This is a genomic window from Gordonia sp. OPL2 (assembly GCF_003797825.1).
In the GTDB taxonomy this organism is placed as follows: domain Bacteria; phylum Actinomycetota; class Actinomycetes; order Mycobacteriales; family Mycobacteriaceae; genus Gordonia.
In genome coordinates, this window is sequence record NZ_RKME01000024.1 from 26,872 (window position 1) to 40,618 (window position 13,747).

General features: G+C 65.9%; 23 protein-coding genes and 4 tRNA genes. 17 read left to right on the top strand and 10 right to left on the bottom strand.

Translation table 11 applies throughout. The features are described 5' to 3' along the window. Positions 1-22: 22 nt before the first annotated feature. The 7 genes from EEB19_RS19715 to EEB19_RS19745 form a co-directional block, all read right to left on the bottom strand. Positions 23-445 (bottom strand): STAS domain-containing protein, encoded by a 423-nt coding sequence (locus tag EEB19_RS19715; protein ID WP_187589058.1) that lies wholly within the window; start codon positions 443-445, stop codon positions 23-25. 178 nt (positions 446-623) lie between these two features. Next, the gene (locus tag EEB19_RS19720) at positions 624-1,016 is read right to left on the bottom strand and encodes a hypothetical protein (protein WP_187589059.1); all 393 of its coding nucleotides are present in this window, start codon (positions 1,014-1,016) and stop codon (positions 624-626) included. Beyond that, the gene (locus EEB19_RS19725; protein WP_187589060.1) at positions 1,016-1,375 is read right to left on the bottom strand and encodes a hypothetical protein; all 360 of its coding nucleotides are present in this window, start codon (positions 1,373-1,375) and stop codon (positions 1,016-1,018) included. Before EEB19_RS19725 ends, EEB19_RS19720 begins: the two co-directional genes overlap by 1 nt. A 4-nt stretch (positions 1,376-1,379) precedes the next feature. Then, a complete protein-coding gene (locus tag EEB19_RS19730; RefSeq protein WP_187589061.1) occupies positions 1,380-1,967 on the bottom strand; it encodes a hypothetical protein in 588 nt (195 codons plus the stop codon). Further along, the gene (locus EEB19_RS19735; protein WP_187589062.1) at positions 1,964-3,211 is read right to left on the bottom strand and encodes a hypothetical protein; all 1,248 of its coding nucleotides are present in this window, start codon (positions 3,209-3,211) and stop codon (positions 1,964-1,966) included. Before EEB19_RS19735 ends, EEB19_RS19730 begins: the two co-directional genes overlap by 4 nt. Positions 3,212-3,475: 264 nt before the next feature. Then, entirely contained in the window at positions 3,476-4,225 is a 750-nt protein-coding gene (locus EEB19_RS19740) for a 3-hydroxybutyrate dehydrogenase (protein WP_187589063.1), read from the bottom strand. Beyond that, the gene (locus tag EEB19_RS19745; RefSeq protein ID WP_187589064.1) at positions 4,222-5,610 is read right to left on the bottom strand and encodes an MFS transporter; all 1,389 of its coding nucleotides are present in this window, start codon (positions 5,608-5,610) and stop codon (positions 4,222-4,224) included. The genes EEB19_RS19740 and EEB19_RS19745 overlap by 4 nt, the downstream gene beginning before the upstream one ends. A gap of 118 nt (positions 5,611-5,728) precedes the next feature. Between EEB19_RS19745 and EEB19_RS19750 the strand changes: the two genes are divergently transcribed. Continuing rightward, on the top strand, positions 5,729-6,628 hold the full coding sequence (locus EEB19_RS19750) for a LysR family transcriptional regulator (RefSeq protein WP_187589065.1): 900 nt from the start codon (positions 5,729-5,731) through the stop codon (positions 6,626-6,628). 88 nt (positions 6,629-6,716) lie between these two features. On the opposite strand, the gene EEB19_RS19755 is transcribed toward EEB19_RS19750, so the two are convergent. The 3 genes from EEB19_RS19755 to EEB19_RS19765 form a co-directional block, all read right to left on the bottom strand. Then, positions 6,717-6,790, bottom strand: a tRNA-Phe gene (locus EEB19_RS19755). 41 nt (positions 6,791-6,831) lie between these two features. Next, positions 6,832-6,905: transfer RNA gene (locus EEB19_RS19760), tRNA-Asp, on the bottom strand. A gap of 48 nt (positions 6,906-6,953) precedes the next feature. Continuing rightward, positions 6,954-7,026 (bottom strand) — tRNA-Glu (locus tag EEB19_RS19765). Between the two features lie 190 nt (positions 7,027-7,216). Here EEB19_RS19765 and EEB19_RS19770 point away from each other — a divergent pair. The 16 genes from EEB19_RS19770 to EEB19_RS19850 all read left to right on the top strand — a co-directional run bounded on the left by EEB19_RS19770 (position 7,217) and on the right by EEB19_RS19850 (position 13,747). Then, positions 7,217-7,678 carry a hypothetical protein gene (locus tag EEB19_RS19770; RefSeq protein WP_187589066.1) on the top strand — a complete coding sequence of 154 codons (462 nt, stop codon included), beginning with the start codon at positions 7,217-7,219 and terminating at the stop codon, positions 7,676-7,678. A gap of 106 nt (positions 7,679-7,784) precedes the next feature. Further along, positions 7,785-7,857: transfer RNA gene (locus EEB19_RS19775), tRNA-Lys, on the top strand. A gap of 386 nt (positions 7,858-8,243) precedes the next feature. Then, positions 8,244-8,507 (top strand): helix-turn-helix domain-containing protein, encoded by a 264-nt coding sequence (locus EEB19_RS19785; protein ID WP_187589067.1) that lies wholly within the window; start codon positions 8,244-8,246, stop codon positions 8,505-8,507. Continuing rightward, positions 8,507-8,818, top strand: a complete 312-nt coding sequence (locus EEB19_RS19790; protein ID WP_187589068.1) for a hypothetical protein — start codon at positions 8,507-8,509, stop codon at positions 8,816-8,818. The genes EEB19_RS19785 and EEB19_RS19790 overlap by 1 nt, the downstream gene beginning before the upstream one ends. A 79-nt stretch (positions 8,819-8,897) precedes the next feature. Continuing rightward, positions 8,898-9,065: a hypothetical protein gene (locus EEB19_RS19795; protein WP_187589069.1), complete on the top strand. Its 168-nt coding sequence runs from the start codon at positions 8,898-8,900 to the stop codon at positions 9,063-9,065. Next, positions 9,062-9,340 (top strand): hypothetical protein, encoded by a 279-nt coding sequence (locus EEB19_RS19800; RefSeq protein WP_187589070.1) that lies wholly within the window; start codon positions 9,062-9,064, stop codon positions 9,338-9,340. The genes EEB19_RS19795 and EEB19_RS19800 overlap by 4 nt, the downstream gene beginning before the upstream one ends. After that, positions 9,337-9,963 (top strand): hypothetical protein, encoded by a 627-nt coding sequence (locus tag EEB19_RS19805; RefSeq protein WP_187589071.1) that lies wholly within the window; start codon positions 9,337-9,339, stop codon positions 9,961-9,963. The genes EEB19_RS19800 and EEB19_RS19805 overlap by 4 nt, the downstream gene beginning before the upstream one ends. Then, positions 9,960-10,286 (top strand): hypothetical protein, encoded by a 327-nt coding sequence (locus EEB19_RS19810; protein WP_187589072.1) that lies wholly within the window; start codon positions 9,960-9,962, stop codon positions 10,284-10,286. Before EEB19_RS19805 ends, EEB19_RS19810 begins: the two co-directional genes overlap by 4 nt. Next, on the top strand, positions 10,283-10,651 hold the full coding sequence (locus tag EEB19_RS19815) for a helix-turn-helix transcriptional regulator (RefSeq protein WP_187589073.1): 369 nt from the start codon (positions 10,283-10,285) through the stop codon (positions 10,649-10,651). The genes EEB19_RS19810 and EEB19_RS19815 overlap by 4 nt, the downstream gene beginning before the upstream one ends. Next, positions 10,648-10,887 carry a hypothetical protein gene (locus EEB19_RS19820; RefSeq protein WP_187589074.1) on the top strand — a complete coding sequence of 80 codons (240 nt, stop codon included), beginning with the start codon at positions 10,648-10,650 and terminating at the stop codon, positions 10,885-10,887. Before EEB19_RS19815 ends, EEB19_RS19820 begins: the two co-directional genes overlap by 4 nt. Next, positions 10,884-11,030 carry a hypothetical protein gene (locus EEB19_RS19825; protein WP_187589075.1) on the top strand — a complete coding sequence of 49 codons (147 nt, stop codon included), beginning with the start codon at positions 10,884-10,886 and terminating at the stop codon, positions 11,028-11,030. The genes EEB19_RS19820 and EEB19_RS19825 overlap by 4 nt, the downstream gene beginning before the upstream one ends. Then, positions 11,027-11,221 carry a hypothetical protein gene (locus EEB19_RS19830; protein ID WP_187589076.1) on the top strand — a complete coding sequence of 65 codons (195 nt, stop codon included), beginning with the start codon at positions 11,027-11,029 and terminating at the stop codon, positions 11,219-11,221. Before EEB19_RS19825 ends, EEB19_RS19830 begins: the two co-directional genes overlap by 4 nt. Then, complete coding sequence (locus EEB19_RS19835) at positions 11,218-11,601, top strand: hypothetical protein (RefSeq protein ID WP_187589077.1); 384 nt, start codon at positions 11,218-11,220, stop codon at positions 11,599-11,601. Before EEB19_RS19830 ends, EEB19_RS19835 begins: the two co-directional genes overlap by 4 nt. 15 nt (positions 11,602-11,616) lie before the next feature. After that, on the top strand, positions 11,617-12,435 hold the full coding sequence (locus EEB19_RS19840) for a hypothetical protein (protein ID WP_187589078.1): 819 nt from the start codon (positions 11,617-11,619) through the stop codon (positions 12,433-12,435). Continuing rightward, complete coding sequence (locus EEB19_RS19845) at positions 12,432-12,710, top strand: hypothetical protein (RefSeq protein WP_187589079.1); 279 nt, start codon at positions 12,432-12,434, stop codon at positions 12,708-12,710. The genes EEB19_RS19840 and EEB19_RS19845 overlap by 4 nt, the downstream gene beginning before the upstream one ends. Next, on the top strand, positions 12,707-13,747 hold the full coding sequence (locus EEB19_RS19850; RefSeq protein WP_187589080.1) for a hypothetical protein: 1,041 nt from the start codon (positions 12,707-12,709) through the stop codon (positions 13,745-13,747). Before EEB19_RS19845 ends, EEB19_RS19850 begins: the two co-directional genes overlap by 4 nt.

The window sequence follows — 13,747 nt, forward strand, 5'->3', positions numbered from 1 at the left end:
GCCGGCGGCACTGCCCGGAAGCTCACCGGGCAGTGCGCAGGTCTCCGGACAGCATCTCGGCAGCGCCGAACAGCTCGAACAGGAGTCGGGTCGAACGACTGGCACCGCACACGCGGATCCGACACGGTTGCGTGGACGAATGCTCGACGAGGATGCCGACCGCACGGGAGTTGATGAACGTCACCTCCGACAGATCGACGGTCACCTGACGGGTCGAGGCACTCACCGCCTCGAGGGTCGCCCGCAGGTCGGCGGCGGCGAGCAGGTCGATCTCGCCGGCGAGGCACACGCGTGCGCGTGTGGCACTCTCACTCTCGATGGTGAAGTGGTACAACGGCTTACGGTTCTGGCGCGGGAACTGTCCACCCACACGGATCACGTCGATGACATCGACTGATTCGCCGAGGTCTCCGGTGGGGAGCGGGGCAATGCGGGCACTGGTCATGGATTCCGCCGATCGTCGCACTGGGTTGCTCGTGAACACCGCGGGCGCAATGGCTCGACGTCCCGTCGGTGACGATGACGCTACTGCCCACCGTGATGACGCGTCGCTCCCGCGCTGCGGGTGACACCACACCGATACGGCGCATCTCGAATCGATAACGGGCTCGCCTCGGCCGCCATCACTCGATCGCTGCCGCCACGCGAGGTGCGACCGGCATCGTCGCGCACACCGGCCAGATCGTCACACGAGGAGGGTTCTCGTCATCCCACGGTGATTCGCCCGAGAACTCCGACTCGGCTCGCTCGATGGCGGCGTCGAGCCGCGCCATCGCGGATGTGAGATCGTCGAGCGCCTCCTCCCCGCCGTCCGGCAAGGCTCCCGGGAGCACGGAAGGTTCCTCCCCGATGCCGCTGCTGCGTCGATCGGATGAGAGGAAGTGCACCAGCTCGTTTCCCGGTCCGAGCGTCGCCACGATCATCATGACGGTGAGAGTTCCCGCGAGCAGCACCGTCGTGCGGCCGCCACGAGAACCGCGCACCGAGCCGCTCGCGGATTCGCTACGATGTCGCATCAGGCGAATCGTCGCAACTGCGCAAGCATGTGTGCGCGAACGTCTTCGATGATCTGTTCGCGCCGTCCATCGGGGAGCCAGCCGCCGCGGAGGTCATCGAGTTCGGCGTCGATCGCCTCCTCCACGCGACGCGCGAACTCGGCGTTGCGCGCGTTCTCATCCGTCGCCCATCGTCGGAGATCGGCGAGTTCGTCGGCGGTGCGGCCGGGGTCGGCAGCAGGCTCTGCCTCGACCACCGCCGACTCGAACGTGATGTCCGGGAACTCGATGCTCTCGGCCCGGATGGATGCGGTGGCGAGGTCACCCATCGCCGACTCGAGCGCACGAAATGCCGCGTCGAACTCGTCAGCGTTGGTCATCTGGTCACCATTTCAGCGCCTCGAGCACCTTCTCGGTCTGCGGAACGGACTTGGTGCACAGATTGGCCGAACCATCCCCGGCTCCATCGATCTTCACGCCGAGAAGATAGCCGTCCGGAGTCTGGGGTGTACGTACCAGCGCCTGACACATCGTGGTTCCGTCATCGTCGAACTGTTGATAACCGGTTCCGTCACCGACCTTGTACTGGCTGACCGCAGTCGTCAGGATCGCATCGACGCTGACCGGTTTGAACACATCGATCGCCAACCACCCGTAGCCGTTCTCCACCGGCCATTTGCAACCGGGCAGTCCCAGGTTCATCGTCGGCTGCGGCTTGTCGGTCACCGTTCCCGAGGTCAAAGGCGCCATGTCCTGAGGCGTCAACGATGCGCAGATCTGCTCTGCGGTCATCGTGGTCGGCGGTTCGCCGTCCTCGGACACGGGCGCCTGCTCGGTCGTGGACTGCGCCGGTGATGCGGCCGCCGGCGGCGTCGCACTGGACGATGATCTGTCGGCGCCGTTTGCCCCACTGCAAGCAGTCGTAGCCAACAGCAGCGTCAGCACGGCGATGGTCACGGCAACGATCCTCACGGCTGGTCCTCCCAGATTCCCGGACCCGTCCCCGGGTCGTAAGCAGTCCTCGGCTGTTTCGTCACTCGGTCGATCTCGGTAGCTGTGGCAACGTCGTTCGCGAACGCGATCTTGTCCAGCGTGTCAGTGAAGGGTTTCAGCTCTTCCTTCACCGCTCCTTCGGCCTTGCCCGTGGCGAAACCTACCGGATCCTTGCAAAAGCTGATGAAGGTCGTGAGCGCGTCGATGGCTTTGTTGATCTCAACGATCATCTTTTTCGCTTCTATGGCAACTTCCGCGAGCAGACGAGTCACCTCGGCCACGGCGGCGGCGGTTCCGGCTCCCGGGACGGCTTTGGCAGCCAGCTTCAGAATGCCCTCGAAGCTGTCGACTTTCACGAGCCGGGACAGCCCCTTCTGCACCAGGGCAATGAGTGCCTTCGCGGCTGCCTCGAGTTGATCTGCGGCCATCGTGAGGCCACGTTCCAGCAGGCGGCCGACCGACCCTTCCCAGTTCAACCCGCGCGCAAGATCTGCACTGTAGGACGAGTACGAGACCGCGGCCTTACCGTCCCAATGGGTGTCGACCGTTCGGTGCCCGGTACCCAGGTCACCGGAGATGATGTCGAATGCGCTGCCAGTCTTCCCATACGTCTTGCCGATTCGCTTGAGTTCCATCCAATTTCCTGCAACCGGTTCGACGGCCGACTGAATGGGACTCCAGTGGGTCAGGCTCGCAATCGCCGAGTCGGCGTCGGCCAGCCAACCCGCCGCACTCTCGATGATGGCGTTCCAGTTCACCGACTCGTTGGCGGGGGCCGTCACGTCGACGGCGCGCGGATTCCCGAAGCCGCGAGTTCCCGGGACGTCATCGACCTGCTCGTAGGTGACCACTGGGTCGGGGACCCGACCCAGCTGCACCTCGATCGGCGGTATGAACGGATTGCTGTTGTAGGTCTCGGTTCGTGTGTGCCGCAATCCGAGGCCGGCTTCACGATCGGTGGTCGTGTAATCCCACGCGGCTTGCTTCAGGTTGACACTCGTGCCATAGAGGACAGGTGGAATCCTCTCGATCCGCGTCTTGGTTGCCGTGTGCAGACTGTCTACGGGTTCTTTGAGCTTGCCCATCAACCCCTTGAACTCACCCGTCGACTGCGCGTGCGCACCAACCAGATTGACCGCCTTCCAGGCACTGCCGTTCAGCGCCAGCACATAGTTGCCCAGACCGCTGATCCATTCCGGGTCAGCCTTGAGTGTCTCGCCCATCCGTCCCCCCACGTCTCATCGGAGCAACGCTCCCCGTCAACCCCTTCACAGAGTTGGACGCATCCGATGCGTAGACGGTTCCATCCGACCGGGTTCCCACCAGAACTGGGGACAGCGTGGACGTGAGCGTGGTCACACGGCACCTCCGTCCGCTACCCCTTCCCCCTCGCCGCCCCGCAGACGTAGCGAAAACCGTCTCCCGGCGCCGTGTTCGCTACGTCTGCGACGCGGGGTCAGGGCCGGCACGCGAGCGCGGTCACACGCTCACCGAGCGCTCCAGCCACCGTCCATCGGATACGACGCACCGGTGACCATCGCCGCGTCGTCGGAGGCCAGCCACGCCACCAGGGACGCAACCTCCTCGGGCCGGACCAGACGTTTCACCGCGCTCTCGGTGAGCATGATCTTCTCGACGACAGCGTCCTCGTCCATGTCGTGGACGCGCGCCTGATCGGCGATCTGCTTGGTGACCAACTCGGTGTGTACGTACCCGGGGTTCACGCAGTTGCTGGTCACACCGTGCGAGGCACCCTCCAGCGCAGTCGTTTTCGACAAACCCTCGAGTGCATGTTTCGCGGCCACGTACGACGACTTGAAGGCCGAGGCGCGTAGGCCGTGCACGGACGAGATGTTGACGATCCGACCGAACCCGCGCTCGTACATGCGCGGTAGCGCGGCCCGGATCAGGAGGAACGGCGCCTCGACCATCAGCCGTTGCATGCGGCGGAACACATCCGGCGCCATCTCCTCGATGGGTGCGACCGACTGGACACCCGCATTGTTGACGAGGATGTCGACGTCGAGTTCGGCTGAGTCCAGTTCGACCGTCTCCGAGAGATCGACGTGCCACGCCCGCCCGCCGAGGTCGGCGGCCACCTGCTTGGCTCCCACGTCGTCGACATCGGCGACGGTGACCAGTGCCCCCCGGGCGGCGAGGACGCGCGCACAGGCCTCGCCGATCCCGGTCGCGGCCCCCGTGACCAGGGCTCGCCGTCCGGTGAGATCGCCGGTCATGCCGAGACTCCTTCACGCTGCGGGGCGACGTCGAGATGCGCGGCGGCATCGGCGGCGTCGATCGACTCGAGCGAGATCCCCTTGGTCTCGCGGGCCACGATGACCGCGATGATCGTGATCACACAGGCGGCCGCCAGATAGAACGCGATCGGCAGCGACGAGTCGAATCGACTCAGCAGCGACGCCGCGATGATCGGCGCGAGGGAGCCGGCGACGATCGAGGTGACCTGATACCCCAGCGACACACCGGAGTACCGCATCCGGGTCGGGAACATCTCGGCCATCATCGCCGGCTGCGGCGCGTACATGAACGCGTGGAAGATCAGTCCGAGGATGATCGCGAGCATGATGAGTCCGTAGTGGCCGCTGCCCATGAGCGGGAAGGCGAAGAAGCCCCACGTCGCGGTCGTGACGGCGCCGACGAGGTAGACCGGTCGTCGGCCGACGCGGTCGGCGAGTCGGCCGACCAGCGGGATGGCGACGAAGTGGACCGCGTGCGCCGCGAGCATCCACCACAGGATGTCGGCGGTATCGGCCTCGACGACGACCTTCAGATAGGTGATCGAGAACGTGACGACCAGGTAGTACATGATGTTCTCCGCGAACCGCAGCCCCATGGCGGTGAACACCCCGCGCGGGTACAGCTTGAGCACCTCGATCGCGCTGAACGACGACGTCTTGACCTCCTCGGCCTCGCGTTGTGCGGCAACGAAGATGGGGGCGTCGGTGACCTTGGTGCGGACGTAGTAGCCGACGAGCACGATCACCGCGGACAGCCAGAAGGCGATGCGCCAACCCCAGCTGAGGAACGCACTGTCGGGAAGGGAGGTGGTGAGGACGAGCAGGACGATGGTGGCGACGAGATTGCCCACGGGGACACCGGCCTGCGGCCAGGACGCCCAGAACGCACGCGATCGGTTCGGGCTGTGCTCGGCCACCAGCAGGACTGCTCCGCCCCACTCACCACCGACGGCGAAACCCTGGATGAATCGCAGCGCGACCAGAAGTGCGGGAGCCCAGTAACCCACCTGGCCGAAGGTCGGCAGACAGCCCATCAGGAAGGTGGCGGCGCCGACGAGGATCAGGCTGAACTGCAACAGTTTCTTGCGGCCGTATTTGTCGCCGAAGTGACCGAATACGATCCCGCCGAGGGGCCGGGCGACGAACCCGACCGCGTAGGTGACGAAGGCCGCGATGATCGCGTCGAGCTCGTTGCCGCCGTCCGGGAAGAAGACCTTGGAGAACACCAAGGTGGCAGCGGTGCCGTACAGGAAGAACTCGTACCACTCGACGACGGTGCCGGCCATCGAGGCCGTGACGATCCGCCGCAGCCCTGACCGGTCGTCCCGGGCTGGTGAGGCACTCGCAGTGTCTGGTCCGGACATTGTCTCCTCCACTCGATCGAGTCGTGTGATGCGGGTCACGCAGTTATCCGAGTATTGGATAGCCAAGCGTGCGCATGCAATGACCGAAACGTCTGATCGGATCTGCAATAGTGCAGATATGGCCCCTGACAAGCTCAGTTCCGACGACCTGCTGGTCTTGCTCGCGGTCGGGCGGAGCGGGCGCTTCACCGCTGCCGCAGATGTCCTCGGCCTCAATCACACGACCGTGGCCCGTCGGATCGACTCGCTCGAACGGGCCGTCGGAGGTCGAGTCCTCGCCCGTGGTGCGGCCGGCTGGGAACTCACCGACCGCGGCCGTCAGGCGTTCGCCGCGGCCGAACAGATCGAGAGCGCCGTCCGCAGACTGGAGACCGACATCGAGGGGTCGCCGACACTCAGCGGGGTGGTGCGCATGTCGGCCACCGACGGCTTCTCCGCCTATCTCGCCGCACCGTCCGTGGTGGCCGTCCGCCGCAGACATCCCGGGGTCAGCGTGGAGATCGTGACCGCGACCAGGATCGCGTCGCAGCATCGCACCGGCCTCGACATCGAGGTCGTCGTCGGCGAGCCGCACGTCCATCGAGCCGAGGCGATCCCCCTGGCCGACTATCGGTTGGGGCTCTACGCTTCCCGCACCTATCTGGCCGAGAATCCCACACCGACATCCGCCGACGACCTCACCACGCACCCGCTGATCTACTTCGTCGACGCCATGCTGGCTGTCGACGATCTCGACCTGGCGCGCACCCTCGTTCCACAGATGGCCGAATCCGTCACGTCGACCAACGTGTTCGTCCACGTCGAGGCCACCCGGGCCCACGCCGGAATCGGGCTGCTCCCCTGCTACATGGCCGATCGCCACGACGACCTCGTCCGCGTATTGCCCTCCGTCGGCGCCCAATTGACGTACTGGCTGGTGACCAGGACCGCGTCGTTCCGGCGACCGGAGGTCGCGGCGGTCGTGGATGCGATCCGTGACGTCGTCGCCGACCATGAGGAGGAACTGCTGGGGCACTGACGAGTTGGGGGACCGACGCGAACTCGGCGAACCAACGACCGGGCCGAACAGAACAGAAAACCCCCGGATCACTCCGGGGGTTCAGACGTGGCCAGGGCCGGGATCGAACCGGCGACCTTCCGCTTTTCAGGCGGACGCTCGTACCAACTGAGCTACCTGGCCGGACGGCACCCGAACCGAATGCCTATCGCACACATGTGTTGCGACCCTGACGGGACTCGAACCCGCGACCTCCGCCGTGACAGGGCGGCGCGCTAACCAACTGCGCCACAGGGCCATGTTCTGTTGTCTGCTCCCTCCGTCCCCGCAAGGGGCCGGGCAAGCGTACCCCCTACGGGATTCGAACCCGCGCTACCGCCTTGAAAGGGCGGCGTCCTAGGCCGCTAGACGAAGGGGGCCGGTTCTCCGTAAGGAGTTCTCCGTTGGGAGCCGACTCAGCTTAGGACACTCGCCGAACAATTCACAAATCAGGTGGTCGGAGGTGGTTTTCTCGCCCGGGCGAGGACCTCGGTGACGGGGGCGTTTCGACGGTGTTCCAGCGCGGGGCCTTCGCTCCCTTCCATCCCGGGTTCATGATATGCAAGAGCGATGGGGGAACAACTCTTCGTGCGCCCGGTCGACCCGGACGACGTCATGGGGATGACGCCGTTCGACCGTGAGACCGTCGGCCGGTTCGTCGCTCGGCACCTGCTACCGGTACCGGTCGACGATCTCGATGCCGACGACGATGCATCGGTCGCAGACCAGCGAGCGTCCACCGGGACGGCCTACATCGACCCATCCGGCGTGCGCGTCGACATCGCACCGGCAGCGATCGTCTTCCACGACCCGGGTACGGCGGCGGAGCAGACTGTCTTCGCGGCGCTGAACGAGGTCGGCGGGATCGCCATCGACCCCGAGCAGGCGTTGGCGGTCAGCTGCGACCAGTCGTGGCTGCAGACCGATCGCAGCCCGGTCGACACCCTGGTCGTCGTGTCGACCATCACCGAGATGCGGCACGCGATGCGGGTGGGCGGCACCCGATCCGGCATCGTCGACGGCCGGTCCTGATACAGCGTCAGTCAGGTCGAAGACCGTCGCTGTCCGATCGGCGGGCCCTCTCGGACCATCGAGCCCGTGCCTGTAAACTCGTCGACGCCCTGTCCGCAGGGCCCCGGCCCCTATAGCTCAGTTGGTAGAGCTACGGACTTTTAATCCGCAGGTCCCAGGTTCGAGCCCTGGTGGGGGCACCCGTCATCCGGGTCGAAACGAGGACCGTCTCCGGTCACGAGCCACTCGAATCGAATCCCGAGAATCTCGCAGATCGCGTCGATCTCGTCGACACTGAGCGGGACCGATCCGGACATCCGTCGAGCGAACTTCGACTGAGTGAGCCCCAGTGATTCTGCGATGCGGATTGCCGGCACCTGCTCCTCGGCCAACAGCGCCCGGAGCCTCCCCGCGATCGCCTTGGATCGTGGCTGATCCTCGCGACTTCCCCTGTGCAGCGTTAGTACGGTCATGCCAGAAATATTAGTCGCAAATCGGGTAAACGCAAGCTAGAGCGTGACATAAGTCGCTCAATACCGGCGTGTTGTGCTTGTTGGGTAGTCGCTGAGCGACTACAAACTCATTCATGAACTTCTCACCCGGTCAGCGACTCGCTTCTCGAGTTCGCGAGCTGATGAAGGGCTCCGGCATCACGCAGAACCAGGCGGCCACCGCGCTCCACATGTCGCAATCAGCATTCTCTCGCCGCTACCTGGGCCGTGTCGAGTTGCGGGCCTCGGAAATTCAGATCCTCGCCGAGCTTCTCGACGTGACGGTTGCCGACCTGATCGAGGATCAACCTTCACCCTCCACCGTCGACGATGCCGCTGCCGTGGGCGGTGTTGCGTAGTGACCACCCCCGTCGCGTCCCGCAACGCGCGCCGGATCAAGGGGCGCCGAGCCGTTGACCGCCAGGCCCGTTACGTCGCTCTCTACCGCTATCTGACGGGTGCCACCACCTCGGTCCGAATCGATCTCGCCACCATCGCGACCCTGTGGCGAGCCGGGTCCGCCGAGGTCCAGGACACCCTCACCGCCGCCGTTGGCCAAGACGTCATCTGGGCGGCGCTCGAAGTCGCCGAGAACGGCTACTGCGCGCAACACGGATCGGGCTACGCGTCGATGCCAGTCCAGTTGATCAAGCGACGACGACGGCACTAAACAATCTTCTCCCGTGACCGCAGGGGAAGGCGGCGCGGGGGATTTCACCAATCACCAACCGTGTGAAGGGAATCCACCCATGTATCAACTCATCGTCGGCAACCTGGGGACCTGCGTCCTCGCGGCTGCCGGCCTCATCCTCGCCGCGGCGATCCTCGTCGACAACGTGCGGCGAGCGTTCGCCAACCATGACCACCTGGTGATCCGCAACGGCAAGATCGTCGAGTCGGAGGGCGGTCGGCGATGAACAAGCGGCAGCGATACGCCAGCGACATCAAGCTCGGCGAGAAGTACCGCGACGACCAGACCGGCATCGAGGGGACCGCGGCCGCGATCCACTTCTTCCAGCACGGCTGCGAGCGCGTCACCGTCGAGCTGCTCGTCAAGGGCGAGCTGAAGGAGTACACGTTCGACGCTCCGCGGTTGCGCCACATCGCAACCGGCCGCCTCGCCACCACTGACCGGACGGGCGGGCCCGAGCGGTTTACCGACGCCGGGCGATCGACGGGTGGTCGTCGATGAGCACGCCGATCGACCATGTGAGCGTCGCCCTCCGCGATGCCACGGACGAGAACTACGCCGTCGTGCACGCGCTGCTCGACATCGCCGACGCCATCCGCGACGGCAACGGCGGGACCGTCGTTGAGGCGGAGATCTCCGAGCTGCAGGTCGCCGGACCCGACCTGACTCACCTCGGCTGCCGCGAGGTCGCATGGGAAGAGGGATTCGAGGCGGGGGCGACCTGGCATCAGAGTGGCCCGACTGGAGTACCCAACGACCCGCCACCCAACCCGTACACGGCGCTCCGGGAACAGCCACTCGCCTACGTGCGCAGCGTCGTCGACCGGCAGTTCCACACCGACCCCGACGACGAGCTTGGCGATGACTACATCGAAGCCATCCTCGACGCGCACTCCGAATGGCTCGGTGGCCAGCGAGGACAGGCCGAGGGTGACATTGGCTGTGCAATTTCTACAGCCGATGTTGCAATCCCCTCAGCCAGCAACACGCGGGCGGAGACTCTCGCGCAGGCCCGCGATGTCCTCGCCGAGCTGAGTTCGCCGACGTCCGTCCAACCGCACACCGAAGAGATCGTCGATGTCCTCCGCGATCTCATCAGCCAGGTTGAGGCGGTGGCCCGATGACCGCCGCCGACATGTTCGCCCGCCATGGCATCCCGTCGAAGGTGCAGGCCGCCGCCGAGCGCGAAACCACCGCGCAGATCCGGGATCGCGACGAGCGTGAGGGCCGGGCACGTCGCCAGCTCACCGACGCAGCCGCGCGGGTCGACGCCCAGACGGTCATCGCGCACCGCCGCGCCTCCGCCGGTGACGACGCCTTCACCGTCGACGTCGTCCAGTACCGCCCGAAGGCGGCCCGCCGCGAGATCACCGAGTCCGGACCCGATCTCGTCGAATGCCTCGACCGAGCACGCGACCGGCTCAACCGGCAGGAGTGGGACCGATGAGCATCGCCGATCTGGACGATGTCCGGGCCCGCCGGCTCGAGGCCGTCGGATCTCTCACCCGTGCGAAGACTCCGACTGCTGAGATCGCCGCGCTCCTTGGCGTCAGTGAACGAACTGTCACCCGCTGCCGCGTCGAGCTCGGCATCGCACGACCCACCCCGCCGCGGCTCACTCAGGAGCAACTCGACACCGCCGAGCGACTCCTCGCCGAGGGTGCCTCGTATGTCGAGGCTGCACAAACCGTGGGATGCACACCTAAACCGTTGCGGCGTCGGTTCCCTGGCCGCGGATGGACGTTCGCCGAGTGTGGTCGGTGGGCTCGGTGGCTCGCCAAACAGGATGGCCGTCAGCGGGCGATCGCATGAGCGCCCCCAACTGGATCGGCAACGACCCGCACGTCATCACTCGCGAACAGATCAACGCCGCGATCGCCGCCCTCGGACTCGATCCCCGCTCGGCCATCACTCGCGTCGAGATCACCGCGAGCGGTCCCATCGTTGTCGAGCGAATCCTCAAGGACGACAACACCCGTGACACAATCCCGCCGTACACGACGACCAAGACGCTGATCGGTGTCGTCGGACAGGTCGCCGCCTCATGACCGACCACGGCACCGGACCGACTCACGTCGACAACATCACCTGCGTTGTCTGCGCCCGCTGCCTCGTCGGGCTGTTCGTCCGCCTGGCGACCGGCGTCTGCACGCTGTGCGAACCGACCGCCGGGTCGGGGGTCGGCCAGTGAGCGCGAGGACCGGCACCGTCCGCTACTGGGACGTGGACAACCGCGGATACACCCAGCCCGCCGAGCGAACCGGTGAGATCCTTACCGGCTCAGGAAAGTTCGTCAGTGTCGACACCAACACGACGACCTATCTCATCCCTGTCGAGAACACCATCCACATCGCGATCCACAGAGAAGGAATCCACCCGTGAAGAAGCTCCTCACCACCCTCGCCGCCACCGCGGCCGTCGCACTGGGCATCTCGGGCCCGCCGGCCAACGCCTCCCCCGCGTTTCCCACCGCGGGCGACCGGATCGTCTACGTCTTCATCTCCGACGTCCAGTTCAACGGCTCCTCGCACTGGTTCGACGAGAACAGTGAGATCGACTCGTTCGACAGCACTCAACTCCCCGACTACTCCGGCGGCCGCTGGTCCGGCGTCCAGCGCGTCACCTCGGCATCGAGTTACCAGTCGACGGTGTCGACCTTCCAGACCGAGGGCTACTACGCGGGTTGCGAGATCTGGGTTAACGGCGTCCAGGTGGCATCCGACTCGGCGACCGGCCGCTACGCGGTCGTCAGCTGCTACTGAGAGGCGGCCTGACTGATGGCACGATTCAAGCCCCCGATCACCCGCCGCGAAACGGCGAAGGGTCACCACTACGTCGACGGCAACGGCGACCGCATCCCGGGCGTCACAACGATCCTCAGCGACGGGCTGCCGAAGACGGCGCTGATCAACTGGGCGGCCAACGCGACCGCCGACTACGCGGTCGACAACTGGGACATGCTCTCCGACCTCCCCGTCGCCGAGCGGCTCAAGAAACTGCAGGGCGGCCGGTACGGCGTCACCGACAAGGCGAAGAAGCGCGGCACCGAGGTCCACGGCTACGCCGAGCGCCTGGTGCACGGCGAGAAGGTCGCCAACGTCCCCGAGCTGCTGCGCGGTCACGTCGAGGCCTACGCCCGATTCCTCGACCAGTTCGACGTCCAGCCACTCGTCGTCGAGGCCTCCGGGGTGAACTACTCAGTCGGCTACGCCGGCACCCTCGACCTCATCGCCGACCTGACAATCCCGAAGCTCGGCGTCACCCGCGTCCTAGCGGACGTGAAGACGAACGAGAAGGGGATCTACGGCGAAACGGCGCTGCAGCTCGCCGCGTACCGCCACTTCGAGAAGCTCCTCGTCGACGGCAACGAGATCGACATGCACGAGGTCGAGCGTTGCGCCGCAATCCATGTCACCTCGGATTCGGCCGAGCTGATCCCCCTCACGGTCGACGAGCAACAGTGGCGCGACTTCCGGTACGCCCGCGAGATCCGACGGTTCGCCAACGAGTCGCGGGACCTCGTTGGAGCGCCGGTCGAGCCGGTCAAGGAGACGACCATCGCGTCGATCGAGTGGCGAGAGGCGGAGGCGTCGTGAATGGACCCGATCACTACCGCGAGGCGGAGCGTCTGGTCGATCTGGCGGTGGACGGCATGGCGGAAGTCGCGTTGGCGGGAATCCCCGGAGTCACAACCCAACAGCTCGCCGAAGCCTTCCAGACTCACGACACTGTGATCCGGTGCGCCCAGGTTCACGCGACGCTCGCTTTGGCCGCCGCCACCACGCTTCAACATCTCCGATCCCCAGATACCGCCACCGCCTGGCGCGAGATAGCGCTCGGTGAACCCACTACCGAAGGAGACAAGCAGTGACCAACGAAATCGCCCAGCAGGATTCGCCGTTCGGCGCCGTCCAACCATTCGGCGTACCCGCCACTCTCTCGGTGCAGAAGGCCGACCCGTTCACCCGGCTGCGCGACTGGGCCGAGCTCTACGTGCAGGTGGGCAAGGCGGCCGGACACCTCGCATCGACCGACTTCGTCCCGGACGGCCTGCGCGGCAAGCCCGAGGCTGTCGCCGCCGCGATGCTCAAGGGTGCCGAGCTCGGCATCGACCCGCTCGACGCGCTGCAGAACATCCACGTCGTCAAGGGGAAGGTCGGATTCTCGGCCGAGTTCATGCGCCGTCGGATCATCGAGGCCGGCCACGAGATCCGGTTCAAGGAGTCCACCGACACCCGCTGCGTCGTCGAAGGCCGTCGACGCGGCGAAGAGGCATGGGAGCGCGTCACCTTCACCGCCGACAACGCGAAAACAGCGCAGATCGACATCCGGTCCTATCCCGCCGACAAGCTCGTTGCCCGAGCCTCGTCGCGGCTATGCCGTCGCGTGTTCCCCGATGTGCTGGGCGGCTCGCTGATCATCGAAGACGTCCTCGACGGCGAAGTCGTCGAGGCGACACCGAATGTCACCACCACTCCCGCCACCGGGACGGGACAGAAGGCTGTCGAGTCGGCGCCGGTCCAGCGCAAGACCGCCACCCGTAAGGCCCCGGCGAAGAAGGCCGCACAGAAGGCCGAGAAGGTCAACGATCCGAGCGACCAGCCGCCGCTGCCCGACGAGGAACCCGCCTCCGATTCGAGCGCAAAACCGGAACCCGAGCAGGTCACCGAGGTCGGCCAGAACTCGCAGGGCGCCGAACGCATCACCGATCCGCAGCTCAAGAAGCTCCACGTCGTCATGCAGAAGGAAGGGCTGACCGAGCGGGCCGCGGCACTCGAATGGCTGTCGCAGCAGATCAACCGACCGCTCGACACCTCGAAGGATCTGAGCAAGGACGAGGCGAGCGGGATCATCGACTTCCTCGAGCAGGCCCAGGCCGCCGACGCCGCCAAGGGCCGCGGCCAGTAA

Bases quoted from the DNA above. Each gene is read 5' to 3' on its own strand.
- EEB19_RS19715 (WP_187589058.1), bottom strand. From the start codon at position 445: ATGACCAGTGCCCGCATTGCCCCGCTCCCCACCGGAGACCTCGGCGAA.
- EEB19_RS19810 (WP_187589072.1), top strand. From the start codon at position 9,960: ATGACCGCCGCCGACATGTTCGCCCGCCATGGCATCCCGTCGAAGGTG.
- EEB19_RS19745 (WP_187589064.1), bottom strand. From the start codon at position 5,610: ATGTCCGGACCAGACACTGCGAGTGCCTCACCAGCCCGGGACGACCGG.
- EEB19_RS19770 (WP_187589066.1), top strand. From the start codon at position 7,217: ATGGGGGAACAACTCTTCGTGCGCCCGGTCGACCCGGACGACGTCATG.
- EEB19_RS19795 (WP_187589069.1), top strand. From the start codon at position 8,898: ATGTATCAACTCATCGTCGGCAACCTGGGGACCTGCGTCCTCGCGGCT.
- EEB19_RS19825 (WP_187589075.1), top strand. From the start codon at position 10,884: ATGACCGACCACGGCACCGGACCGACTCACGTCGACAACATCACCTGC.
- EEB19_RS19800 (WP_187589070.1), top strand. From the start codon at position 9,062: ATGAACAAGCGGCAGCGATACGCCAGCGACATCAAGCTCGGCGAGAAG.
- EEB19_RS19820 (WP_187589074.1), top strand. From the start codon at position 10,648: ATGAGCGCCCCCAACTGGATCGGCAACGACCCGCACGTCATCACTCGC.
- EEB19_RS19805 (WP_187589071.1), top strand. From the start codon at position 9,337: ATGAGCACGCCGATCGACCATGTGAGCGTCGCCCTCCGCGATGCCACG.
- EEB19_RS19840 (WP_187589078.1), top strand. From the start codon at position 11,617: ATGGCACGATTCAAGCCCCCGATCACCCGCCGCGAAACGGCGAAGGGT.
- EEB19_RS19750 (WP_187589065.1), top strand. From the start codon at position 5,729: ATGGCCCCTGACAAGCTCAGTTCCGACGACCTGCTGGTCTTGCTCGCG.
- EEB19_RS19725 (WP_187589060.1), bottom strand. From the start codon at position 1,375: ATGACCAACGCTGACGAGTTCGACGCGGCATTTCGTGCGCTCGAGTCG.
- EEB19_RS19785 (WP_187589067.1), top strand. From the start codon at position 8,244: ATGAACTTCTCACCCGGTCAGCGACTCGCTTCTCGAGTTCGCGAGCTG.
- EEB19_RS19815 (WP_187589073.1), top strand. From the start codon at position 10,283: ATGAGCATCGCCGATCTGGACGATGTCCGGGCCCGCCGGCTCGAGGCC.
- EEB19_RS19735 (WP_187589062.1), bottom strand. From the start codon at position 3,211: ATGGGCGAGACACTCAAGGCTGACCCGGAATGGATCAGCGGTCTGGGC.
- EEB19_RS19720 (WP_187589059.1), bottom strand. From the start codon at position 1,016: ATGCGACATCGTAGCGAATCCGCGAGCGGCTCGGTGCGCGGTTCTCGT.
- EEB19_RS19740 (WP_187589063.1), bottom strand. From the start codon at position 4,225: ATGACCGGCGATCTCACCGGACGGCGAGCCCTGGTCACGGGGGCCGCG.